Source organism: Prauserella shujinwangii (assembly GCF_003001955.1).
GTDB classification, from domain to species: Bacteria; Actinomycetota; Actinomycetes; order Mycobacteriales; family Pseudonocardiaceae; genus Qaidamihabitans; species Qaidamihabitans shujinwangii.
Genome location: NZ_PVNH01000003.1, coordinates 232110 through 255025 on the forward strand (window position 1 = coordinate 232110; position 22916 = coordinate 255025).

Below are 22916 nucleotides of genomic sequence, written 5' to 3' on the forward strand. Positions count from 1 at the left end.
CCCCTCACGTCTCCTTCTTGCGGATCATGTCCGTGTACACCGCGACGAGGATCACGCAGCCGAGGATCACGTTCTGCCATTCCTGTGGGATCGACATGATCTGGAGCCCGTTGTTGAGCACCGAGATGATCAGCGCGCCGATGAGCGTGCCGACGATCGACCCCTTGCCGCCGGACAGCGACGTCCCCCCGATGACGACGGCGGCGATCGCCTGGAGTTCGTAGCCCATGCCCGTCGCGGGCTGCGCCGAACCGAGCCGGGCGGAGATCATGACGCCGGCCAGCCCGATGAACAGCCCGGCGAAGGCGTAGATCGCGATCTTCCACCGCCGGACGTTGATACCGGAAAGGGCGGTGGCCTCCTCGTTGCTGCCGATCGAGTAGGTGTAGCGGCCGAGCACGGTCTTCGTCAGCAGCACCGCGGCGACCAGCGCGGCGCCGAGCAGGACGAGCACCGCGTTCGGGAACCGCACGCCGGGCAGCAGGTTGCCGGTGGAGATGTCGGTGTAGCCGGCGACGTCGGTGAAGTAGATGGGAGCGCTGTCGGACAGCACCAGCGCGAGCCCCTGCGCGACGAGCATCATCGCCAGCGTCGCGATGAACGGCGGGATCTTCAGCACCGCGACGTTGAACCCGTTGACCAGCCCGATGAGCCCACCGAAAAGGATCGCCGCGGGCACCCCCAGTGCCAGCGGCAACCCGATGTCCACAAGGAACACTCCGGACATCACCGCGCACAGGGCCATCCCGGTGCCGATCGAGAGGTCGATGCCACCCGCGATGATGACGAACGTCGTGCCGATGGCGAGCGTTCCGATCACCACGGTCGAGAACAGGATGGCCGTGAAGTTGTCGTAGCTGAAGAAGTACGGGCTGGCGACCGAGAAGAACGCGGAGATGACGATGAGGCTGGCGAACGCCAGCAGCTGCTGCAGCCTGCCCTTGGCCACCGTGACGAGGCCGGTCTGGGCCGATTCCCTGGCGGATACCTTGGTCGCGGTCATGGCTCTCCTGCCTTCCGGGGCTCTTCGTCGGCCTGCGGCGCGGGCGGTTCCAGCCCGAGCTCGGCGGCATCGGCCGGGTTCTCGTCCGGCCGCAACGTCGCGTAGTGCATGATCGTTTCCTGGGTCGCCTCCGCCGCGTCCAGCGTGCGGGTCACCCTGCCCTCGCTCATCACGACCACGCGGTGCGCGAGACGCAGCACCTCGGGCAGCTCGGAGGAGATCATGATGATCGACTTGCCCTGACCGGCCAGCTCGGTGAGCAGCTGGTAGATCTCCTCCTTCGCGCCCACGTCGATCCCGCGGGTGGGCTCGTCGAAGATGAGGATGTCGCAGTCGCGGACGAGCCACTTCGCGATCACGACCTTCTGCTGGTTCCCGCCGGAGAGGTTCTTCGTCCGCTGTTCCGGCGACGGGGTCTTGATGCGCAGCGTCTCGACGTACCCGGCGGCCTCCGCCCGCGCGGCCCGGTCGCGCACGAATCCGGCGGTGGCGAAGCGTTGCCGCAGCGCACCGAGCGTGATGTTCGCCCGCACGGTCTGGTCCAGCAGCAGGCCGTACCGCTTGCGGTCCTCGGAGAGGTAGCCGATGCCCAGCCGCACCGCGTCGGCGGGATTGCGGACGCGCGCCCGCTCACCGCGCAGCGTGACCTCGCCCGCCGTGCTGCGGTCGGCGCCCACCAGCGCCCTCGCTACCTCGGTGCGCCCCGCGCCCATGAGCCCGGCGAAACCGAGGATCTCGCCCTGCCGGAGGTCGAACGAGACGTCCTTGAGCAACGACCGCGTGCACAGCCCCCGCACCCGCAGCACCGTCTCGCGGTCGGGGCGGACGTCCCGTGGACGGGCGTCGGCGGCCAGCGTGCGCCCGACCATGCGCGCGATGATCTCGTCGGTGGTGGTCGTCGCGGAGTCCACCGTGTCGACGTACTCGCCGTCGCGGATCACGGTCACCCGGTCCGAGATCGCCCTGATCTCGTCCATGCGGTGCGAGATGTAGATGACGCCGGTGCCGGTGCGCACGTATCGGCGGATCAGGTCGTGCAGGGTGGCGACCTCGGCGTCGTTGAGCGCGGCCGTGGGCTCGTCCATGATCAGCACCTTGGCGTCGTAGGACAGCGCCCTGGCGATCTCGACCATCTGCTGGTGGGCCACGGTGAGGTCGCCGACGACGGCCGTGGGGTCCAGCGGCAGGCCGAGGGAATCGATCAGCTTCCGGGTGCGGGCGTTCAGTTCCCGCTCGTCGAGCAGGACGCGCCACCGCCGGGGTTCGCGGCCGATGAAGACGTTCTGCGCGACGGTCAGGTGCGGCATCAGGTTGAGTTCCTGGTGGATGATGCTGATCCCGCTCGCCAGCGCCGCCCTGGGACCGTCCGGCGCGAACGGCTCGCCGGCGAGCCGGAAGCGGCCCGCGTCGGCGTCGTGGATGCCCGAGAGCAGTTTCATCAGGGTGGACTTGCCCGCCCCGTTCTCGCCGACCAGCGCCAGCACCTCGCCCTCGTACAGGTCGAGCCGCATGTCGGTGAGCGCCCGGACACCCGGAAAGCTCTTGTGCACGCCCTCGACCTCGAGCAGCGGCACCGGCGAGCGCGTCGCCCCCGCCGCGGTGGACGTCGTCGTCAACACGTCGGCACCTTCCTGATCTCGCTCCTGCGGGGCATCAGTCCGGGCCGCCGATGCCGTAGACCTCGGTGGCCGTTCCCGCCAGCACCCGCGCGCGTTCCGCGGGCGCCAGCTCCGCGATCAGCTCCGCGAGCACCCGCCAGGTGGCGGCGTAACCCCCGTACGGCAGCGTCATCGGCCAGTCGCCGCCGTACATCAGGCGGTCCGGGCCGAACAACTCCAGTGCCGTCTCCCACACCGGTCGCAGCGCGGCCGCGGTGAGCGGCTGGTCCGGCCACTGCAGCCCGGACACCTTGGCCACCGTGTTGGGCCGTCGCGCCACCTCGCGCAGTGCCTCCCGCCAGCGGGGGTAGTCGTCCCGGCCGCGGGGTGGTTTGGCGAGGTGGTCGACCACGATCGTGAGTCCGGGCAGCGCGGCGGCCAGCTCCGCGGTCGCCGTGAGATGCCGTGGCCACGCGTCCGGCACGTCGAACGGGATGCCGCACTCGGCCAGCAGGCGCAACGAGTCGCGCACCGGGCGCAGGGCGAGGAAGTCGTCGCGGGGGTCGTCGTGCACGAGGTGCCGCACCCCGCGGAAGTACGGGGAGCGCCGCCAGCGCTCCAGCTGCCGTGCGGCCCTGGCCGGGTCGTCGAGCGCGACCCAGCCGACCACCCCGCTGATCCACGGCTGACCGGCGGCCTGGTCGAGCAGGTAGGCGGTGTCGGCCTCGGAGTCCTCCGCCTGCACCAGCACCGCCGCGTCCACCCCGGCCGCCGCGAGGTGTGCGTGCGCGTCGGCCGCCGTGAACGTCGCGTGCACGGGGCCGTGCTGTGGCCCGAGCCAGCCGTAGTCGCTGACGGTGAGGTCCCACAGGTGCAGGTGGGCGTCGATGACGCGGTTGCCGTCGAGGGTCATGTCCTGATCAGCCCCCGCTCGCGCAGGACGGCCCACAGCCCCTCGGGCACCGGTTCGGTCAGCCGCCGCAGGTTGTCCTCGACCTGCGCGGCGGTGGCGGCGCCGAGCACCACGGTCCGCACGGCGGGCTCCCGCAGCGGGAACCGCAGCGCGGCCGTGGGCAGCTCCACGCCGAACTCGCCGCACACCGCCGCGAGCGTGTTCGCCCTGGCCAGTACCGACGGCGGGACGGTGCCGTACTCGTACTTCCCCTCGGCCGACGGCGCGGGCTCGGCGAGCAGGCCGGAGTTGAACACGCCCGCGCTCGCCACGGCGATCCCGCGCTCCCGGCACTCGGGCAGCACGTCGTCGAGCGCGGGCTGCTCCAGCAGCGTGAAGCGGCCCGCGACCATGAGCACGTCCACCATCCCGGAGCGCGCCGCCGCGAGCAGGGCCGGCACCGACTTGGAGCCCACGCCGATCGCGGACACCACGCCCTCCTCCCGCAACGCCGACAGCGCGGGCAGGCCGGTGTCCAGCGCGGGGCCGAGCGCGTGCTCGTCGGGGTCGTGCAGGTAGAGCAGGTCCACCGAGTCGAGGCCGAGACGCCCGAGCGAATCCGCCAGCCCGCGGCGGACCCCCGCCGCGGAGAAGTCCCAGACCCGCCGCGCCGTGGCCGGGACCGCGAAGCCGTTGGCGAGATCCAGCGTGCCCGCGCCGTCCGGATCGGGCACCAGCAGCCTGCCGACCTTCGTGGACACGACGAACTCGGCGCGCGGCTTGCTGGCGAGGAACTCCCCGAGGCGGCGCTCGGAAAGGCCGAGCCCGTAGTGCGGCGCGGTGTCGAAGTAGCGCACGCCCCGGTCCCACGCGGCCTCCAGCGCCGCCCTGGCCTGCTCGTCGGAGACGGGGTGGTACAGGTTGCCCAGCCCGGCGCCGCCGAGGCCGACGGTGCCGATCCGCCCGGCGAGCCGGGCCCGCTCACCGCTCATGGGCGTACTCCGCGAGCGAGCGGGCCAGCATCTCGGTGCCGGCGCCGGGGGCCTTCGGCGCGTGGTAGCGGCCGCCGTGCACCTCGACCGGGGTGACGAAGTGCTCGTGCAGGTGGTCGACGAACTCGATCACACGGCCCTCGGCCGAGCCGGACACGGCGACGAAGTCGAACATGGACAGGTGCTGGACCGCCTCGCACAGGCCGACCCCGCCCGCGTGCGGGCACACCGGAACCCCGAACTTCGCCGCCAGCAGCAGGACGGCGATGTTCTCGTTGACCCCGGCCACCCTGGTGGCGTCCAGCTGGAGCACCTGCAGCGCGCCGGCCTGCAGGAACTGCTTGAACATGACGCGGTTGGCCATGTGCTCGCCGGTGGCGACGGGCACGGGGGCGATCGCCCTGGCGATCTCGGCGTGGGCGAGCACGTCGTCCGGATTGGTCGGTTCCTCCACCCAGGCCACGTCGAACGGCCGCAGTGCGGCCATCCACCGGATCGCCTCGCCCACGTCCCAGCGCTGGTTCGCGTCGACGGCGATCCGCACGCCGTCGCCGCAGGCTGCGCGCGCGATGCCGAGCCTGCGGACGTCGTCGTCGAGGTCGGCGCCGACCTTCAGCTTGATCTGGGTGAAGCCGTCGGCCACCGCCTCGCGGCACAGCCGGTCCAGTTTGGAGTCGTCGTAGCCGAGCCAGCCCGGTGTCGTCGTGTAGGCGGGATAGCCCTCGGTGAGCAGCACCGACTCCCGCTGCGCGCGCCCCGGCTCGGCGGCCCGCAGGATGGCCAGCGCGTCGTCGCGGGTGAGCACGTCGGTGAGGTAGCGGAAGTCGACGAGGTCGACGATCTCCTCGGGGCTCAGCGCGGTGAGCACCTGCCAGAGCGGCTTGCCCTCCCGCTTGGCCCGCAGGTCCCAGAGCGCGTTGACGACCGCCCCGATCGCCATGTGCATGACGCCTTTCTCCGGCCCGAGCCAGCGCAGCTGCGAGTCGTGCACGAGCTCGCGCCACAGACCTCCGAGGTCTGCCAGCACCGCATCGACGTCCCGGCCGAGCACGTAGGGGGCCAGCGCCCGGATGGCCGCCACCTGGACGTCGTTGCCCCGGCCGATGGTGAAGACGAAGCCGTGGCCCTCGAGCCCGTCGCCCGCGTCGGTGGTGATCCGCGCGTAGGCCGCCGAGTAGTCGGGGTCGGGGTTCATGGCGTCGGAGCCGTCGAGCGACAGGGACGTGGGGAACCGCACGTCATGGGTGTGCAGCGCGAGGATGCGGGCCACGAGCATCTCCTGTCGTATGGGCTCCGTCACAGACGTCGGAGGGGACATTAGACATCCGATGTTTCCGGGTCAAGGTCTCGCTTTCTGTGCCGGATCGCCCTACGGTGAGCGGTACCTCGTGCGGACATCCGACCACTGAGCCGAAGGAATCCTCGTGAAGCTGGCCCGACTGGGCGCCGTCGGCGCGGAGCGACCCGTGCTGCTCGACGGCGGCACGACCTATGACCTCTCCGGGATCACGCCTGACCTCGACGGTGCGTTCCTCGCCTCCGAGGGACTCGCCACCGTGCGGGCCGCCGCCGAGGCGGGCGACCTGCCCGAGTTCGCCGCCGCCGGCCTGCGGGTGGGCGCCCCGATCGCCCGGCCCGGCGCGGTGCTCTGCATCGGCATGAACTACGCGGCGCACGCGGCGGAGTCCGGCTCGGCCCCGCCCGACGTGCCGATCCTGTTCCTCAAGACGCCGAACACGGTCGTCGGACCGCACGACGCCGTGACCATCCCGCCGGGAGCCGAACGAACGGACTGGGAGGTCGAACTGGGCGTGGTGATCGGCAGGCGGGCGTCCTACCTGGACTCACCCGCCGACAGCATGGCCCACGTCGCGGGGTTCGTGGTGGCCAACGACGTCTCCGAACGGGAACACCAGCTGGTGACCTCCGGCGGGCAGTGGAGCAAGGGCAAGTGCGCGCCCGGGTTCTGCCCGACCGGTCCGTGGCTGGTCACGCCCGACGAGGCCGACCACAGGGCACTGCGGTTGCGCAGCTGGGTCAACGGCGAGCCGAGGCAGGACTCCACCACCGCGGACCTGGTGTTCGGCGTCGAGTACCTCGTCTGGTACCTCAGCCGCTACCTCACGCTGGAACCCGGCGATCTGGTCCTCACCGGAACGCCGGAGGGCGTCGCGCTGTCCGGCCGGTTCCCCTACCTCACCGGGGGTGACGTGGTGGAACTGGAGATCGAGGGTCTCGGCAGGCAGCGCCAGGAGTTCGTGGGGTCGTGAGTGGATAACGTTGTTCTAACCACGGTCGGCACTCACGAGTGGTGACCAGGACGGATGGTGACCATGGCAGCGGAGTTCGACGGACTGGTGGCGGCGGTCACCGGTGGCGCCTCGGGGATCGGGGCGGCGATCGTGCGCGCCCTCGCCGAGGCGGGCGCCACCGTGGCGGTGCTGGACCTCGACGCGGGCGAACGCGACGACGGCGTGCTCGCGGTCCGCACTGACGTCACCGACGACGAGTCGGTGCGGGCCGCGGTGGACACCGTCGTCACGCGGCTCGGCGGCCTGGACATCCTCGTCAACAACGCGGGCATCGGGGCGCAGGGCACGGTCGCGGACAACGACGATGCCGAGTGGCTGCGCGTGCTCGACGTGAACGTGCTCGGCATGGTGCGGACCACCCGCGCCGCGCTGCCGCACCTGCGCAGATCGCCTGCCGCGGCGGTGGTGAACACCGGTTCCATCGTGGCGACGGCGGGGCTGCCGCAACGCGCGCTGTACACCGCGAGCAAGGGCGCGGTGCTCGCGCTGACCCGGGCGATGGCGGCCGACCACCTGCCCGAGGGGATCCGGGTCAACTGCGTCAACCCGGGCACGGCCGACACCCCGTGGATCGACCGCTTGCTCGCGGCCGCGCCGGACCCGGAGGCCGAGCGGGCCGCACTGGAGGCACGGCAGCCGCACGGCAGGCTCGTCACCGCCGACGAGGTGGCCCGCACGGTGCTGTACCTGGCCAGCCCGCTGTCCCGGTCGACCACCGGGGTGGGGATCGCCGTTGACGGCGGTATGCAGGACCTGCGGCTGCGGCCACGCGGGTAGCCGTGGCTACGCCGGGCCCTGACCGTCCTCGGTGAGCGCCTCGCGCAGCCACTGCTCGACCCCGGCGATGTGCACCGTGGCCCACGAGCGCGCGACCTCGGGCTGCCGGTCGGCCAGCGCGCGCTGGATCGCCCAGTGCTCGGCGAGGGTGCGCTCGACCGCGGCCTCCTGGGTGAGGCCGCGCCAGGTGCGGGCGCGGTGCGTGCGGCTGGACAGGCTGTCGAGCAACGAGCACAGCACCTGGTTGCCCGAGCCCGCCGCGATGCGCGCGTGGAACTCCACGTCGTTGGCCACCAGCTGCTCCACCGTCGGGTGCTCGCCGAGCGAGGTGAGCAGCCGGGCGAGCCCGTCGATGTCGGCGGCGGGCATGCTGATCGCGGCCATCGCGGTGGCCGCCGGTTCGAGGATGCGGCGGACCTCGAGAAACTGCAGGACCGTGTCGTCGCGGTGGAAGTCGACCACGAAGCCCATGGCGTCCATCAGCAGGCCGGGGTCCAGGCTGGTGACGTAGGTGCCATCGCCCTGGCGCACGTCCAGCACGTGGATGAGCGACAGCGCCCGGACCGCCTCGCGCAACGAGCTGCGGGACAGGCCGAGCCGGTCGGCGAGGTCGGCCTCCCTCGGCAGCCGGTCGCCGGGCCGCAGCTCGCCCGTGACGATCATCTGCTTGATCGCCTCGATGGCGTCGTCGGTGACGGACACGGTGTGCTCAGCCCGCCGTTCCCGTGCCGTCGCCCCGCTGCCGGGACAGGCTCCACACCAGCGGGATCCCCTCGTCCCGGCCCGAGTAGTCGTCGGCCCTGGCGTGCAGCGGCGCGACCGTCGCCTGCCAGCGCACGTTCGCGGGGTGGTCGCGCAGGGCGTGCCGCATCGCCGGGTAGTCCGCGACGTCGATGAGGTGGAACAGGTGCCGCCCGTCGCGCCAGATCCGCCACTCGCGCACGCCGTTGTCGCGCAGGGCCGCGGCGAGCTCGGCCGGGATCGTCTCGTGCACCGCCTCGTAGTCGGCCTCCCTGCCGGGCAGCAGCTCGGTGTGCAGCGCGATCTGCGGCATTCTCCGCCCTCCTCGTCGATCCGGTCAGGATACATCCGATCTCTGGTAACCCGTGGTCCGCCGCCGCGGCGGCGCACCGTCCACCGGACGGCACGCCGCCGCTCCGGTCAGCCGAACGCGTGCCCGCGCCAGTCCGCGACCTCGGCCGCGTCGAGCGCGTGGGGCAGGATCGCCGTGCGGTCGACCGCGCCGGTCAGCCGCTGGCCGCCGTTCTGGTCGGCGCCGAACCGCAGTTCCCTGGTGGCACAGCCGTTGATCCCGTCGCGGGGAACCGTCGCGGTGCCCGCCCGCGCGCCGTCGAGATAGACGGTGATCGCACCGCCGTCGGTCATCGTCACCACCACGTCGACCCACCGCCCGGTGGGCACGGTGGCCGAGGTCGTGACGCCGGTGCCCGATCCGATGAACCGCACCTGGTTCGACGGGGTCAGGTCGACCAGCACACCGTCGGTGCCCGGGTCACCGCTCGGCTGCCAGTCGAACAGCCGCCGGTAGGAGCCCGAACCCTCGACCCGCACCTCGGTGGCGAACGTCGCCTCGCGGAGGAATCCCAGCGACGTCGGCCCGGTGCGCAGGTACGACTGCCCGCCGAGGACCAGGCCGCTCCCGGTCGGCGCCGAGTCGTCGTAGCTCGCGTCGCCGTGCACGGCGGCGTCCCGTCCGTACGCCGAGGCGTCGGCCACTGACGGCCCCGACTCGGGGTCCCACGCCACCAGCGGCCCCCCGGGTTCGGGTGCCGGGCACGGCGGCAGCGGATCGATGCCCACGCGCGTGACCCCGGTGTGCCGCCAGCCGTCCCCGGTCAGCACCGCCCGGATACTCGCGTGGTCGCGCTCCCCGGCCACCGGGGTGACCGCGAAGGTGACGCGGGTGGACTGTCCCTTCCGGACCGGACGCATACGGTGGCTCTCCGGGGTCGCCGTCCAGCCGTCGGGGAGGTCCAGCCGCAGCCGCCCGGCGGGCACCGTCCTGTCCCGCGCCGCCACCGTCACGGACACCTCCGCCGGGGCGCCCGCGGTGACGTGGTCCGGCGCGCCGACCGTGACCGACGCGAGGGCCCGCACCAGGTAGGTGCCGCCCCGCTCGGCGTCGAGGGTGATCCGGTCGCCGTCGGCGCGGAACGGGATCCGGTGGCCGGACCGCGCGTCCACCACCTCGTAGCGTCCGGCGAGCAGGTCACTCGACAGCGAGAGTTCACCGGTGCGCCCGGCGGCGAGCCGGATGCGGGTCGGCGTGCCGCCCGCCCAGTCCACGTCCACCGTGACGTCACCGCGGGCCCGCAGCCCGCGCACCGAGCCGGTGTCCCAGAAGTCGGGCAGCGCGGGAAGCACGTCGATCACGCCGGCATGGCTCTGCAGCAGCATCTCCGCCACCCCGGCGGTCGCGCCGAAGTTGCCGTCGATCTGGAACGGCGGGTGGGTGTCCCACAGGTTGCTCAGCGTGCTGTTCCGCAGCAGTTCGGACAGCATCGTGTGGGAGTGGTTGCCGTCGAGCAGCCGCGCCCAGAAGTTGATCTTCCACGCCTTGCTCCAGCCCGTGCCCGCGTCGCCGCGTGCGGTCAGCGAGGTGCGGGCGGCCTCGGTGAGTTCCGGATCGCCCGCCGGGGTGATCTGGTCGCCAGGGTGCAGGGCGAACAGGTGCGACACGTGCCGGTGCCGGTTGGCCGGGTCGTCCCAGTCCTCCTTCCACTCCTGCAGCTGGCCCCACGAACCGATCCGCAGCCCTGGGTCGAGCCTGTCCAAAGTCGACCTGGCCCGTGCGGCGAACCCGTCGTCGCCCACCCTCGCCGCCGCCGACGCGGTGTTGGTCAGCAGGTCCCACACGATCTGCTGCGACATCGAGGCACCCGCGGAGAACGGGCCGTGCTCGGGGGAGAAGCTGGGGCTCACCACGAGCTTGCCGTCGCGCGGGTCGGCCACCAGTTCGTCCATCCAGAACTCGGAGAGCGACTTCAGCATCGGGTACGCCCGCTCGCGGAGGAACCGCTCGTCCCGGGTGAACAGGTAGTGCTCGTAGTAGTGCTGGGCGAGCCAGGCGCCGGACTCGGGGAACCAGAACGCCGTCGCCCAGTCGTGCACGCCGGTGAAGCCGAACGGGGTGGTCTCGTTGTGCACGACCCAGCCACGGTTGCCGAACATCTCCCGTGCGGTGACCTCGCCGGGCGCCACCAGCGAGTCGACGTAGTCGAACAGCGGCGCCGCGGTCTCCGACAGGTTGGTGGTCTCCGCGGGCCAGTAGTTCATCTGCAGGTTGATGTTGACGTGGTAGTCGGCGCTCCACGGCGGGGAGGTCGAGTTGTTCCACACGCCCTGCAGGTTCGCCGGCAGCGAGCCCGGCCGCGACGAGGCGATCAGCAGGTAGCGGCCGTACTGGAAGTACAGCGCCTCCAGTGCCTTGCGGTGCCCGGCCGGGGTCGCCGGGTCGCGGTAGGCCCGCAGCAGGTCGTCGGTCGGGATGGCGGGCATGCGCTGGCCGATGTCGAGGCTCACCCGGTCGAACAGGGCCCGGTAGTCGGCCACGTGGTCCGCCCGGAGCCGGGCGAAGCCCTGGCGCACCGCGTGGTCGATCCGCTCGCCGACCGCGGCGTGCGGATCGGTGCCGGTGCGGTAGTCCGGGTACTCGGGGGAGTAGTCGGTTCCGGCGGCGACGACGAGGGTGACCGCGTCGGCGCCGGTGACGGTGACCGAGCCGTCCGCGTTGTCGGTGCGGGTGCCGCCCTCGTTGAGCACCTGGATCTGGGCCTCGTAACGCATCCCGTTGTCGTCGAGCCGCCCGGCGAAGGTGATGCGGCCGTCGCGTGCGGACACCGACCTGGACCGGTTGCCGGGTGCGGTCACGGCCGTGGTGAAGCCGACCTCGCCGGGCCGGTCCGCGGACAGCCGGGCCACGATCACGTCGTCCGCGGCGGAGGCGAAGTACTCGCGGCTGTGCCGCACGCCGTCGGCGGTGTACTCGACACCGGCCGTGGCGTCGGTGAGGTCAAGGTCGCGCCGGTAGTCGCCGACCGTCGCCGGGGCCTGCTGCTGGGTGAGCCGGAGGTCGCCGAAGACCTGGTAGGCGCCGTAGCCGGTCTTGGGCTGGCCGAGCCGGCGCGCGACCCAGTCCGGGTCGGCGCTGCCCTCGGCCTCGATCCGGTCCCGCACCCGCTCGATGGCACCCGGGCGCGGGGTACGCCAGTTGCCGAAGTCGTACCCCGGTGAGCCGGGGCCTCCTGTCCACAGTGTCTTCTCGTTGAACTGCAGCAGCTCGGTTTCCACCCCGCCGAAGACACCGGCGCCGAGGGCGCCGTTGCCGATCGGCAGCGACTGCGACTCCCAGTCGGTGGCCGGTTCGTCGTACCACAGCGTCAGCCCGGCGGCCCCGTCCGGGCTGACGGCCTCGCCGGGCAGGTAGCCTGCCGCCGGCCGGCCGCCCGCGGTCCCGGTCAGGACCGTGCTCGTGAGGGCGGTGGCCGCCACCACCGAGGCCACCAGCGCCCGGGTCGCTCTCCCTCGTACGCGTCTGTTCGTCATCACGGCTCCTTCTGTGCTGAGCACACCAAGGTCTCGGGGATTCCTGCCGGGATCGGTGGGTGATCGGGTCACCGGCGGAGAACGGCGTCGACCGTCTCGCGCCCTGCCGGGGTCGGTGGTACCGGTGTCTCGGGTCGTGCCGGGCGGGCTCCTCTCCCTCGGATGGCGCACCACGATTCATCCGACGTCAGGTGTGTGCCGTGGCCGTCGTTCGCTCGCGGCCACGTCGCCGGTGCACGCCGGGCGGACGCGGCTGGTGGAGTGACCGTTCGCCCGTCAGCCGCCGGGGTGCGCTCGCCTGGTCAGCGGGGTGACTCGCGGCGTCGTGACGGGTGCGCGAGGGTGGCCGGTCATGCGGCCGGATGGGTGATGAGGTGGCGAATTCGTTGAGACAGGACCCATTGTCGCTACCTGATGCGGCCGGTCGGCGTACCCGGCTCGGGCGCGATGCGGTCGCGGGCGTGCGGCGAGCCCGCCGGACGGACGTGGCTCACGGTAGCTGTGCCGGGGACGGTCGTGATGGCGACCAGGGAACCCCAGGCCACTCGTGTCGTGCGCGTCGATGCGAGCCACGATCGCTCCTCCTCGTGCTGGGAGTGAGTCCGACCGAGACTAGACATCCGATGTATGTACCGTCAAGGCGGCGGAGGGTGCTGAGGCTTCCTACGTTGCCCGCTCATACGGATAGCGGTCTCTGACGAACCGGTTGAAGTACCGTCCCTTGCTCGCGGCCGCCATCAGCTCGGTGTAGACGGCGTGCTCGACTCCGAGGTAGCGGTAGACGCGGTCGTTCCGGAACTCCACTTCCAGGACCCGGTGGGCCGGGTCGTGACCGACACTCCGGAGCACGGACGAGTCGACGGGCTCGCGGATCATCCGCGGCCTCCACGCGGCACCACGTCATCGAGCGTAGCCGTTGCCCGGCTCCGTTGCCGCTCGACGAATCACGGACACGGCGACCTGGGTTCCCGTTGTGGCACAACGGGAACCCGGGCCAACGACGCCGGACCACGCTGGCGCGGGTACTGGCCCCCGCCGGTTCTCCCGGAGGGACCTCACGGCCGGAGGCGCTCCTGCTGGAGGTCGTAACAGACCAGGCCGTGCTCCTCCGCCAACTCGGCGACGGAGGCGGACACCTCGTCCACCCGGTCGTCGCCGTACCTGATGTTGACGTTGAGCACCGGACCGCTCGCGTCGCCGGTTCCGCCCGTGGCCCACGGTGCGTCGCCGGTGTCGTCGAGGTCGCCCCAGCGCGCTACCAGGGCGTCGACGAACCGCGTGATCTTCGGGGCCGCCGGAACCTCGTCATTCTCCAGGTAGCGCTCGGCGAGCTCACCGAAGATCTCAATCGCCTCGTCGTCACTGTCCGGCCGCCGACCGTCCCATATCGCCATGTCGTAGCTCATGGCCGCACGTTGGCATACGACACCGACAGTTCGTTCCCGAACGTGCTGCCGGAACTCACCGGGCTGGTGCGCTCACGTGCTAGACATGCCGCATGAGCCTCACGGTCAGGGGGATCTCCTACGTCACCGGGGAGACGAGCGCCGAGGTGCTCCGGGGCGATCTGCGGGCGATCCGCGAGGACCTGCATTGCACCGCCGTGATGCTGATCGGCACCGACGCCGGGCCGCAGCTGCGGGCGGCCCGCATCGCCCTCGACCTCGGGCTGGACGTCTACGTCCGGCCGCATCTGGCGGACCGGTCGCGTTCGGCGCTGCTGGCCCACCTGGCGGCGATGGCCGCCGGAGCCGAAGAGCTGCGCCGACAGTGCTCGGGCAGGGTGACGTTGCTGGTCGGCAGCGAGTTCTCGCTGACCCAACGGGGCATGCTGCCCGGCCGGTGGGTGTTCCTGCGCCTGCAGGTGCTGGTGCGCTGGCGGCGCTTCTTCGACCGCCGGATCACCCGCAAGCTCCGCGGTCTGCTCGCCGACGCCCTCGCCACCGCTCGCGGTGCCTTCCACGGTCCGGTCACCTACGCGGCGGGCTACTGGGAGCGGGTCGACTGGTCCGGCTTCGACATCGTCGGTGTCAACCTCTACCGCCTCGGCGACGATCCGGCCGCCTACGAACGGCGGCTGGATTCACTGCTGGCGGAGGCGGGCGAGGCGGGCAAGCCTGTGGTCATCACCGAGTTCGGGTGCGGCGCCTTCCGCGGGGCGGAGCGCAGGGGGCCTGGCTCGTTCCTGATCGTGAACTGGCTCCGCATACCGCCCCGCGTCCGGGAAGGGCACGAGCGAGACGAGCGCACCCAGGCGGCCTACCTCGGTGAGCTGATCGACCTCTTCGCCGATCGCGGTGTCCACGGCTGCTTCGTCTACACGTTCGTCATGCGGGACTTCCCGCACCACGAGGATCCGGCGCGCGATCTCGACATGGCCGGGTTCGGGGTGGTCAGGGTGTCCGCAGAGGACTCGTCGAGGTGGCAGCCCAAGGCGGCCTACGCCGCGGTGGCCGACCGGTACGCGGATGGCGGTACCGCCGCACGCTCCTGAGCGAGGACATCCTTCGGGGCGCATCCGGCCCAGGCAGCAAGACCCTTCAGGCTGTACTGGAACCTGCAGCGAGCCCTCGGGCTTGGCGAGGGCAGCAGACCTTGGGTGTCCCGCTTTCGGTAGTGAAACGCCGGATGACCGTCATACGGCGTCGTGCGCGATCTGCGACCAGCGGTCCGCGTGGCGCTCAAGTTGGGGCAAGGCCGCCGGCCGGTGTGGCTGTGGGGGTGAATGAGCCAGCCTTGTGCTTCCGGTGGCGGTCATGCTGATCCAGTATCGGTACGGCTGGTCAAGCGCACACAGCGTCGGAGTCGCATCTGGCCGCGTGGAGCGTTCGAAGGTCGCGCCGCGCAGTGCGTCGTCGAGATCGCGTCGAAACAGGACTTCGCCGGGCCACGCGAGGTCAGGAGCGCCTACATCTTCTCCGGGGCCGAGATCCCGAGCAGGTCAAGGCCCCGCGCCATAGTTCGCCCGGTCAGCGCACACAGCGCCAGCCGATTCGCCCGGATTTCGCTGCTTTCGGCTTTGAGCACCGGGCACGCCTCGTAGAACGAGGAGAATGTCCGCGCGAGCGCGTACAGGTAACCCGCGAGGCGATGTGGCTCGAGGGCGTCCGCGACGGCGTCGCACGTTGCGGCGAATTCGTCGAGCAGCAGGGACAGCGCCCGCTCCTGGGGCTTCAGCGCCAGATCAGCCACGAACCGGGCTTCGCCGACTCCAGCGTCGACCGCCCTGCGCTGGATCGACTTGATCCGCGTGTGCATGTACTGCAAGTAGACGCCGGTGGCACCGGTGAACGAGACCATGCGATCGACATCGAAGGCGTAGTCCTTGGTCCGTGCGGTCGACAACTCGGCGTACTTCACCGCGCCGACACTGGCCGTGTGCGCGATCTCTTCGAGCTCGGCGGACTCGAGCTCGGGATTCCTGTCCGTGACGATCTCCTGCGCCCGGCGCAGCGCGTCGTCGAGCAGGTCGGCGAGCCTGACTGTGCCTCCCGAACGGGTCTTGAACGGCTTGCCGTCGCTGCCGAGCACCGTGCCGAACTGCACGTGCACCACGTCTTGGTCGGTCAACCACCCGGCGCGGCGCGCGACGCGGAAGACCATGTCGAAGTGCTGGGCTTGGCGGGCGTCCACGACGTAGAGCGCGCGGGTGGCCTTCAGCTCCTGCAGGCGGTACCGGATCGTGGCCAGGTCCGTGGTGCCGTAGCCGTAGCCGCCGTCGCGCTTGCGGACCAGCAGCGGAACACGGTCGCCACTCGGCCCACGGATGTCGTCGAAGAAGACCACCAGGGCGTCCTGGCTCTTCTCGACGATGCCCTTGCGCCACAACTCCTCGACGACGTCAGCAAGGAGCGAGTTGTACCGGGATTCACCGGCAAGGTCGTCGTGGTTGAGCAGAACCCCGAGCCGGTCATAGATCCGCTGGAACGCGATCTCCGATTCCTTGACGATTTCTCGCCACGCCGCGACCGTTTCCTCGTCGCCGGACTGCAGCGCCACCACCCGGCGCTGCGCGCGCTCCTTGAACGCCTCGTCAGCGTCGAACTCGGCTCGGGCAGCGCGGTAGAGCGCGTCCAGGGCCGAGGTGGCATCCTCGTTCCCGACCTGGTCAACCTCGGTGTTCCGCCAGTTCGCTCCGGGGTGCTCGAAGAGGTGCTGGATGAGCATTCCGAACTGCGTGCCCCAGTCGCCGACATGGTTCTGCCGGACGACCTCTGCCCCGAGGAAGTCCAGGACACGAACCAGTGCGTCGCCGATAAGGGTCGACCGCAGGTGCCCGACGTGCATCTCCTTGGCGATGTTGGGGGCCGAGTAGTCGACAACGACCACCTGGCCGCTCTGACTCTCCGCCACACCCAGCCTCACCTGTTCGGAACGCTGAGCGAGCTGCTTCACGACCGCCGCGTCCGCCACGGTGATGTTGAGAAAGCCTGGTCCCGAAAGCTCCACCGCAGTGATCCAGGGGACAGCCGCAAGGTGCGGTCGCAGCCTCTCCGCGAGGTCACGAGGTTTCTGGTCTGCCTTCTTCGCCAGGGCGAGTGCGATGTCCGACTGAAAGTCGGCGTGGTCCGATCGGCGCACCAACGGGTCCTGATCGGCGAGCTCGGCAGGCAGCTCCGCAGCCATCGCCGCGGACACCGCGTGCTCCACCTCGGAGACCAATGAGCGCACCTGCTCCACCACGTCGGGCCAATCCTTCACACAAGTTCGGAATACAGACGTCAGACCTGCGCACCGTGTGCCGGACCAGGCTGACTTCCGGATCAGCGCCTCCCGGCGACACGCCACCGATCGATGTTGTCACCAGACCCGGGGCGCATCAGAGTGTGCCGCGCATGGTTCGTGCGAGCGTCTTCCAAGGGAGCCGGCCGTGGTCCGTCAGCCCAGGGGATGGGCCCGGAATGGCCGGGTCGTAGGCGCTGATGCGCGCCCCCGCGTGGCCAGCGCGGTGGTGATGGGCAACGCGGGCGAGGATCATCGCGTGGCCACGTTCGAGGCGGCTCCTCGCACGGGGAACCCTAGGTCAGCAGCGCGATTGCGCACTGCAGGACGTGTGGCACAGTAGTCGGACACAGGCCATTAGCCGCGGCTACGATCGTACGGTTCCATCCGATGGAATCAGCTGACATCTCCGGGATCGGGTAGGTGGCCCAGCACCTCGATCTCACGCCTGAGGCGGCCAAGGCGTTCGTCGGCAGTTCCTGGCCAGGCAACGAACCCCGGGTCACCTTCAATCAGGTCGCCCGGCACCGCCCCGCGATCGATCAGGTCGGAGGCCAGTTTCATCGTCATGTCGATGATCTCACGGTCGGATGCCTCAGAGCCGGCCACGCGGTTTGCCGCGTCTACCACTGTTGAACGTTCCAGCCAGTCATCGGATGCGTACCGCAGCAGATAGTCCAGCCGATCGTCGTACGGCAACGTTTCGAATTCCATCCCAGCCACATTCAATATGGAAGCGTTCGACGTTCAGGCCAGCTACGTTGTTGATATCGATCGGCGGACCGCCAGAACCGCTGTGAGTCCGGTACGTGATGTTTTTCGGTGTGTGGTCTCAGGACTTGTTTGACGGTTTGTCGTCGGGAGATGCTTGACGTGATCTTGGGACTCCGGCTCCGGTGACGTGGAGGCGGGTGATCGGCTTGAGGTTGCGTCGGGGTCGGACGGCGATCTCTTCGTCGTTGTGCAGGATGCGCAGGTGGGTGTCTTCGATGACGACGGTGACCAGCTTGCCGCGATGACGGGGGCCGAGCTTGATGCCTTGGCCGGCGACCATGATCCGGCCGCTGGCGTGCACTTTCCGTTGCGCGCGCAGCGATCCGGCCGGCAGCGGCGGGGGCGGCGGTGGTGGTGGAGGGTGTCCGTGCCCCGTGGATGCTGGTCAGGTGGTCGGCGGGGATGGGGCTGGGTCAGTTGCCGATCAGGGCGTTGTCGGCAATGGCGTGCATCAGGTGCCCGTCCAGCCGCAGCGTGATCTTGCGGCCGGCCCAGGCGAATCCGACCAGGTGGGCCTCGCCGGCGATGTTGACCTTGCCGTCCTTGGTCACGGTCCGGTCGATCTCCACCGCCCTGCCTTCGGGGAGAACAGGGGTGCCGTTGCGGCGCCGCAACGCGGGCCGGGCCGGTGGTGGGCCAGCGCGCCGGCCGCCCCGCATGGCCAGATGCCGCAGGTCCTCGGGCTGGAGCCGAGAGGACACGGTGCGCACCACGTGCCCATCCGCGGTGACGTGAACGCTGCGCAGATCGGCCCAGATCGTCACCAGCCGACCGGCCATAGACTCGTGCAGCGAGATCGCCTGCCGGCCGGAGGAGACGGTGAGCTGCCCGCTGGGCGGCACCCGCGCCTCGAACTCCACCGCAGCGCCTTCGACGGCGTCCAGGTCGACCGGCGCCGGTGGTTCGATCACGTCCACTAGCAGCGGGAGTAACTGTGGCAAGCTGTACTGAGCAGACTTGGGAAAGTATGCTCCTCGCTAGCGCACCGCGCGAGTGCTCATGGCGCAGTCGGCTTGTGTAGCCAGCACACGTCCCCAGGATACGGAAAGTCGCCGTGTGCGCGCATTTCATTACGCAGCCGGTCGAGTAGGGTGCTCTTTTCTCCGCTCCAAAGTACGAAGTCAGGGTAGTCAGCGATCAAATCTCCGGGCCGGATCCCTCGATCAATAAGTTCACCGACAAAGTCGACCGTAGCCTCGACGATCTGATCGAACGTCGCACCTTTGCCGAGGTGGCCGTTGACGGCGACGGCGACGTTGTGCAAAGGAACCCAGTCGTCGGTTGCGTACTTCGTGTAGTAGTCGAGATCTTCATCCCGGTTTTTCCCAGACACTGTTAAGCCTCACCCTTGCTGATGTGGAAGCGTTTGGCATCCAAGCCCTGAACTTCGTTGAGGTCGATTGTAGCGCCGCCTGAGTTACTGTACGAGCGATAGGTGACAGTCGATTTCGGGTCGTCGGATATTTGCCAGTACTCCAGCTGCCCTTTTGGGGTTTCAATCGTCTTGGTTGGCTCGCCCAGTCTGTCGTGCAACTGCTGCCGTAACTGGTTTAGATCCGCTTCCGGGATCAAGTAGACGCCCTTGCTGTCCTCGACGCCGGGAACCCGGCCATCCGGAGCCAGCACGGCATCGTGGACCGCTTTCGTCTTCTCTTCCGGTGTTTCCGGACGTCGGTTCGGGGACGCAGGCTCAGCGTGGCCACCGTCGGCGGGCCTGCCACCTTTTAGCATCCGGCCGGCGGCGCCGCCGACGAGGATGTTGCCGCCGATCTCGCCCAATGCTCGTCCGGTGTTGCCTTTTTCCCATTCGTCCCAGGCGACGAGGTTCTTCGCGGTGTCGACCGGGTTGGTGATGTTGTGCCAGGCAGCGGAGGCGATGTCGGTGAGCTGGGCGTGGTCGGGGTTGCCGGGGTCGGCGACGGCCAGCAGGAGGTCGGCTCCGGCGGAGGCGGTGGTGCTGACGCTGTTCCACATGCCGGCACCGAAGTCGAGCGCGTGTTCACCCCAGGACTTGTTCTCCGGCGCGGTGTCGGCTTCGGTATCGAGGATCGCGACGGCCTGATCACCTGCCGACGTGAGTTGCTGGCGCGCTCGGTTGAGGACCTCGCGGGCCGCTTGCCGGGTGGCCTCACCGGGATCGACGAACGGTCCGGGCGAGAGGCAGGTCGGGTTGCCGGCGGCGGCGTTGGCCTTGTTCTGGGCGGTGGCCTGCGCGACCGCGGCTTCGTGCTGCTGCTTGGCCTGCTGCGTTGCCGCGTTGCCTTCATTCCACAACCGGATCGCCTCCGCCGCTTGGCCTTGTGCCCAGCGCAGCGTCGCCGCATAGCCGTCGAGTGCGTCCGCGGCGGCGGTGAGCGCGTCCCCGGCTTTGATCCACTTGACCGGCTCGTAGTCGAATGCGTCGCGGAAGGCGTTGGCCGCCTCACCGGACCACGCGCCGGTATCAATGCTCTTGAGACCTTCACCGGCCCGCGTCGCCCGGTCGGCCCGGGCCCGCAGCACGCGCGCGTTCTCCTCGATCGCCTCAGGCTTGCCCTCTACCAGCGCGGCGGGGTCCTCGGTCTCCCCGAGCTCGGCCATCAGTCCTCAACCGCCTCGACAGCGGGATCCGGGAGCGTTCGAGCGGCAGCTGGTCGGTCTCCCGGTACTTCTGCGCCACCCGGTCAAGGCTGTCGGCGATGTCCTGCGCGTCGTCGTTGAGGTAGTCCAGCTCCTCACTCCACCGGGTGCAGAAGTTCATCAGCGCCGCGTGCAAGCCGCCATGGCCGTACAGCGACGTATCGCCACACAGCTCACGCAGTTCGACGTTGTCCTGGTCCCGCACGCTCTCGCTGATCCCGCGTGCCGCCTGTTCCAGCGCCTCGACCTCGACGTGCCAGCCCGGTCCGTCCATGCCTCCCCGCTCACCCCGACCACGTCACAGTCACCGTCGAGTCTAGAGCGACGACTCAGAGTGATGAGGCAGCTCAGCGAGACAGGACCTGCGCCGCATGCCAGGCGTTCTTGTCGTCACGGATCTCGACCCAGTCGCCGTGGCGAGCCACCAGCACGCAGTCCTTCTGCGGATCACTGCGCGTCGCCTGCCGGGTCTCTGCGAACGTCAGCGCGGCGTTCGACAGCCGGGCCCCGCTGCTTCGTACGCCTTGAACGCCTTCTTGACAGCTCGACCAAGTGCTGCAGCTGTTCGCGCATGGTCTCGGCGTCGCCCACACCCGACGCACGCATGAGTCCGACAACACGAACTGCAAGATCTGGCCTCCAGGGTGACACCGTCGATCTTCGGCTGGTCGGCATGCATGGCGCCCACATATGCCCTCGCACTGCAGCAGGCCGGGCACTCCGTGTCCGTGCTGTACGAGAGCTACGCCTCGTTGTTCCTGGACGGTGGCGAGGCAACCGTGCTGCAGCAGGTACCAGCGGCCCTCGGGGCATATCGCACGTGAGCTCGTCCCGCCGTACGTCACCGTGGCCGGGCATTGGCCGGAGACGGCCGGAGAGGGCCGGATACCAAAAGAACCCGCCCCTACCGGCGTTTCCGCTGGTGGGGGCGGGTTCGTGCACCTCAGATGAGGGCGCCCTCGGCAGGATTCGAACCTGCGACACCTGCCTCCGGAGGGCAGTGCTCTATCCACTGAGCTACGAGGGCCCATCGCCGTGCGACTTCCCGAAGCCTACCGCATGCCCTCGGCGGCCCTCACCGGGTGGTCGGGTTCGAGGGACGGCAGGTCACGGATCCCGAACTCGCGCCGCAGCACGTCGGCTGCCGCGTAGTAGCCGGCCATGCCGTGCACGCTGGGTCCGGGGGGTGTCGACGCCGAGCACAGGTACACGCCACCCAGCGGCGTCCGGTACGGGTGCCAGCGCGGGGCGGGGCGGAACAGCATCTGCGGCACCGTCACCGCCCCGCCCGCGATGTCGCCGCCCACGTAGTTGGGGTTGTAGTCCGCCAGCTCGGCGGCCGGGATCCCGCGGCGGGCGAGCACGGTGTCGGAGAACCCGGGCGCGTACCGCTCGATACGCGCCCGCACCAGCTCGGCCGGGTCGGTGCGGTCGCCGTTGGGCACGTGGGAGTAGGCCCAGACCGGGCGCCTGCCGCCCCGGGCGCGGCTCGGGTCGGCCACGGCGGGATCGACCACCAGGGTGAACGGATGCGCGGCGGGCGCCCCGTTCGCGACCGCGGTCTCGTGCGCGAACACGTCGCGCTCGTCCTCGCCAAGGTGCACGGTGCCGGCGGCGGCCAGCTCGGGGTCCGCCCACGGGATCGGCTCCGACACCAGGAAGTCCACCTTCGCCGCGCCGGGTCCGTACCGCCAGCGTTCCAGCCGCCGCCGGTAGCGCCGCGGCAGCCACGGCCCGGCCAGGTCCAGCAGCACGCGGGGGCTCACGTTCAGCAGCACCGCCTTCGCTCGCGCCAGCTCCCGCAGGTCTGTCACCGGCGCCACGGTGTGCACGACCCCGCCGTGCGCGACCAGGTCGGCGGCCATGGCGTCGGCGATGCGCTGGCTCCCGCCGCGCGGCACCGGCCACCCGCTGCCGTGCGCCAGGTGCCCGAGCAGCATCGCGACCGCCCCGCCCGGCAGGCTGGGCAGCGGACCCAGCGAGTGCGCCGCCACCCCCGCCAGCAGGCCCGGCGCCACGCGCCCGGAGAACCAGCGCCCGGCCAGCCCGGTGCCGTGGGCGAGCACGCGCGAGCCGAGCAGCCACGGCACCGAAGGGTCGGCGGGCAGCCGTCGCTGGTCGGAGAGGAACAGGTCCACGATCGGCCCGCTGTGCTCCAGCAGCGGCTCCATCAGCCGCCGCCAGCGCGGGCCGTCGGCACCGAGCCCGGCACACGTCCGGTCCAGGCTGTGGTACGCGACGCCGGGCGGCCCGCCGGGGAACGGGTGCGCGTAGCTGGCCTCCGGCTGCAGCAGGTCGACTCCCCGCGCGCCGAGGTCGAACTCGCGGAAGAACCGCGACGCGGCCGCCATCGGGTGCACGGCGGAGCACAGGTCGTGCACCACGTCGTCGTCGAACAGCGCCCGCGACCGGAGCCCGCCGCCGACCGTGTCCCCGGCCTCGAACACGTGCACCGACAGCCCGGCCCGCGCGAGGACGACCCCCGCGGCCAGGCCGTTCGGTCCCGATCCGACGATGGCGACATCCACGTCCCCGACGCTACGCGCCCGTTTGCGCGCCCGAGTGCGGGGAAAGCCCGATCGAGGGATGGCCGGGCGGCGCGTTCTCGCTACGTTGTCGATGTCAGGTGAGCCTCACCTGTATTGCAAGTATGCGCATGTC

Annotated in this window: 22 protein-coding genes and 1 tRNA gene; 4 read left to right on the top strand and 19 right to left on the bottom strand. The window is 70.4% G+C overall.

All coding sequences use genetic code 11. The features are described from left to right. Positions 1 to 4: 4 nt before the first annotated feature. The 5 genes from B0I33_RS07765 to B0I33_RS07785 are packed head-to-tail and all read right to left on the bottom strand — an operon-like array spanning position 5 to position 5755. Positions 5 to 1003, bottom strand: a complete 999-nt coding sequence (locus B0I33_RS07765) for an ABC transporter permease (RefSeq protein ID WP_106177888.1) — start codon at positions 1001 to 1003, stop codon at positions 5 to 7. Continuing rightward, positions 1000 to 2622, bottom strand: coding sequence for a sugar ABC transporter ATP-binding protein (locus tag B0I33_RS07770; protein ID WP_281259351.1), 1623 nt, complete (start codon positions 2620 to 2622; stop codon positions 1000 to 1002). The genes B0I33_RS07765 and B0I33_RS07770 overlap by 4 nt, the downstream gene beginning before the upstream one ends. 34 nt (positions 2623 to 2656) lie before the next feature. Then, positions 2657 to 3514, bottom strand: a complete 858-nt coding sequence (locus B0I33_RS07775) for an amidohydrolase family protein (RefSeq protein ID WP_106177889.1) — start codon at positions 3512 to 3514, stop codon at positions 2657 to 2659. After that, the gene (locus tag B0I33_RS07780) at positions 3511 to 4485 is read right to left on the bottom strand and encodes an aldo/keto reductase (RefSeq protein ID WP_106177890.1); all 975 of its coding nucleotides are present in this window, start codon (positions 4483 to 4485) and stop codon (positions 3511 to 3513) included. The genes B0I33_RS07775 and B0I33_RS07780 overlap by 4 nt, the downstream gene beginning before the upstream one ends. Next, complete coding sequence (locus B0I33_RS07785; RefSeq protein WP_106178246.1) at positions 4475 to 5755, bottom strand: enolase C-terminal domain-like protein; 1281 nt, start codon at positions 5753 to 5755, stop codon at positions 4475 to 4477. The genes B0I33_RS07780 and B0I33_RS07785 overlap by 11 nt, the downstream gene beginning before the upstream one ends. Before the next feature lie 154 nt (positions 5756 to 5909). Between B0I33_RS07785 and B0I33_RS07790 the strand changes: the two genes are divergently transcribed. Together B0I33_RS07790 and B0I33_RS07795 are read left to right on the top strand one after the other, a co-directional pair. Beyond that, positions 5910 to 6755, top strand: coding sequence for a fumarylacetoacetate hydrolase family protein (locus B0I33_RS07790; protein WP_106177891.1), 846 nt, complete (start codon positions 5910 to 5912; stop codon positions 6753 to 6755). A gap of 63 nt (positions 6756 to 6818) precedes the next feature. Next, a complete protein-coding gene (locus tag B0I33_RS07795) occupies positions 6819 to 7574 on the top strand; it encodes an SDR family NAD(P)-dependent oxidoreductase (protein WP_106178247.1) in 756 nt (251 codons plus the stop codon). 6 nt (positions 7575 to 7580) lie between these two features. Here B0I33_RS07795 and B0I33_RS07800 read toward each other — a convergent pair whose 3' ends face one another. From B0I33_RS07800 to B0I33_RS07820, 5 genes are all read right to left on the bottom strand, one after another. Further along, positions 7581 to 8276 (bottom strand): FadR/GntR family transcriptional regulator, encoded by a 696-nt coding sequence (locus tag B0I33_RS07800; RefSeq protein WP_106177892.1) that lies wholly within the window; start codon positions 8274 to 8276, stop codon positions 7581 to 7583. A 7-nt stretch (positions 8277 to 8283) separates the two neighbouring features. Continuing rightward, positions 8284 to 8628, bottom strand: coding sequence for an L-rhamnose mutarotase (locus B0I33_RS07805; protein WP_106177893.1), 345 nt, complete (start codon positions 8626 to 8628; stop codon positions 8284 to 8286). A 107-nt stretch (positions 8629 to 8735) separates the two neighbouring features. Further along, a complete protein-coding gene (locus B0I33_RS07810; protein WP_106177894.1) occupies positions 8736 to 12140 on the bottom strand; it encodes a glycosyl hydrolase family 95 catalytic domain-containing protein in 3405 nt (1134 codons plus the stop codon). Between the two features lie 663 nt (positions 12141 to 12803). After that, a complete protein-coding gene (locus B0I33_RS07815; protein WP_106177895.1) occupies positions 12804 to 13016 on the bottom strand; it encodes a KTSC domain-containing protein in 213 nt (70 codons plus the stop codon). 179 nt (positions 13017 to 13195) lie between these two features. Further along, positions 13196 to 13546: a hypothetical protein gene (locus tag B0I33_RS07820; RefSeq protein ID WP_106177896.1), complete on the bottom strand. Its 351-nt coding sequence runs from the start codon at positions 13544 to 13546 to the stop codon at positions 13196 to 13198. Between the two features lie 92 nt (positions 13547 to 13638). Between B0I33_RS07820 and B0I33_RS07825 the strand changes: the two genes are divergently transcribed. Next, positions 13639 to 14634, top strand: coding sequence for a glycoside hydrolase family 113 protein (locus tag B0I33_RS07825; protein ID WP_106177897.1), 996 nt, complete (start codon positions 13639 to 13641; stop codon positions 14632 to 14634). A 413-nt stretch (positions 14635 to 15047) separates the two neighbouring features. On the opposite strand, the gene argS is transcribed toward B0I33_RS07825, so the two are convergent. From argS to B0I33_RS07850, 7 genes are all read right to left on the bottom strand, one after another. Beyond that, positions 15048 to 16823, bottom strand: coding sequence for an arginine--tRNA ligase (argS, locus tag B0I33_RS07830; protein WP_245900491.1), 1776 nt, complete (start codon positions 16821 to 16823; stop codon positions 15048 to 15050). Positions 16824 to 17258: 435 nt separating this feature from the next. Continuing rightward, a complete protein-coding gene (locus tag B0I33_RS07835) occupies positions 17259 to 17576 on the bottom strand; it encodes a hypothetical protein (protein ID WP_106177898.1) in 318 nt (105 codons plus the stop codon). Between the two features lie 118 nt (positions 17577 to 17694). Beyond that, positions 17695 to 17937, bottom strand: coding sequence for a hypothetical protein (locus tag B0I33_RS29885; RefSeq protein ID WP_181193215.1), 243 nt, complete (start codon positions 17935 to 17937; stop codon positions 17695 to 17697). 112 nt (positions 17938 to 18049) lie between these two features. Beyond that, entirely contained in the window at positions 18050 to 18547 is a 498-nt protein-coding gene (locus B0I33_RS29890; RefSeq protein ID WP_181193216.1) for a hypothetical protein, read from the bottom strand. Positions 18548 to 18633: 86 nt separating this feature from the next. Beyond that, positions 18634 to 18969 carry a hypothetical protein gene (locus B0I33_RS29625; RefSeq protein ID WP_146147467.1) on the bottom strand — a complete coding sequence of 112 codons (336 nt, stop codon included), beginning with the start codon at positions 18967 to 18969 and terminating at the stop codon, positions 18634 to 18636. A 2-nt stretch (positions 18970 to 18971) separates the two neighbouring features. Next, on the bottom strand, positions 18972 to 20216 hold the full coding sequence (locus tag B0I33_RS07845; RefSeq protein ID WP_106177899.1) for a putative T7SS-secreted protein: 1245 nt from the start codon (positions 20214 to 20216) through the stop codon (positions 18972 to 18974). Next, complete coding sequence (locus tag B0I33_RS07850) at positions 20161 to 20529, bottom strand: hypothetical protein (protein WP_245900492.1); 369 nt, start codon at positions 20527 to 20529, stop codon at positions 20161 to 20163. Before B0I33_RS07850 ends, B0I33_RS07845 begins: the two co-directional genes overlap by 56 nt. Before the next feature lie 370 nt (positions 20530 to 20899). Between B0I33_RS07850 and B0I33_RS29630 the strand changes: the two genes are divergently transcribed. Continuing rightward, positions 20900 to 21079: a hypothetical protein gene (locus B0I33_RS29630; protein ID WP_146147468.1), complete on the top strand. Its 180-nt coding sequence runs from the start codon at positions 20900 to 20902 to the stop codon at positions 21077 to 21079. Between the two features lie 130 nt (positions 21080 to 21209). Here the strand turns inward: B0I33_RS29630 and B0I33_RS07855 are convergent. Beyond that, positions 21210 to 21282, bottom strand: a tRNA-Arg gene (locus B0I33_RS07855). A 25-nt stretch (positions 21283 to 21307) separates the two neighbouring features. Further along, complete coding sequence (locus tag B0I33_RS07860) at positions 21308 to 22783, bottom strand: phytoene desaturase family protein (RefSeq protein WP_106177900.1); 1476 nt, start codon at positions 22781 to 22783, stop codon at positions 21308 to 21310. Positions 22784 to 22916: the final 133 nt, after the last annotated feature.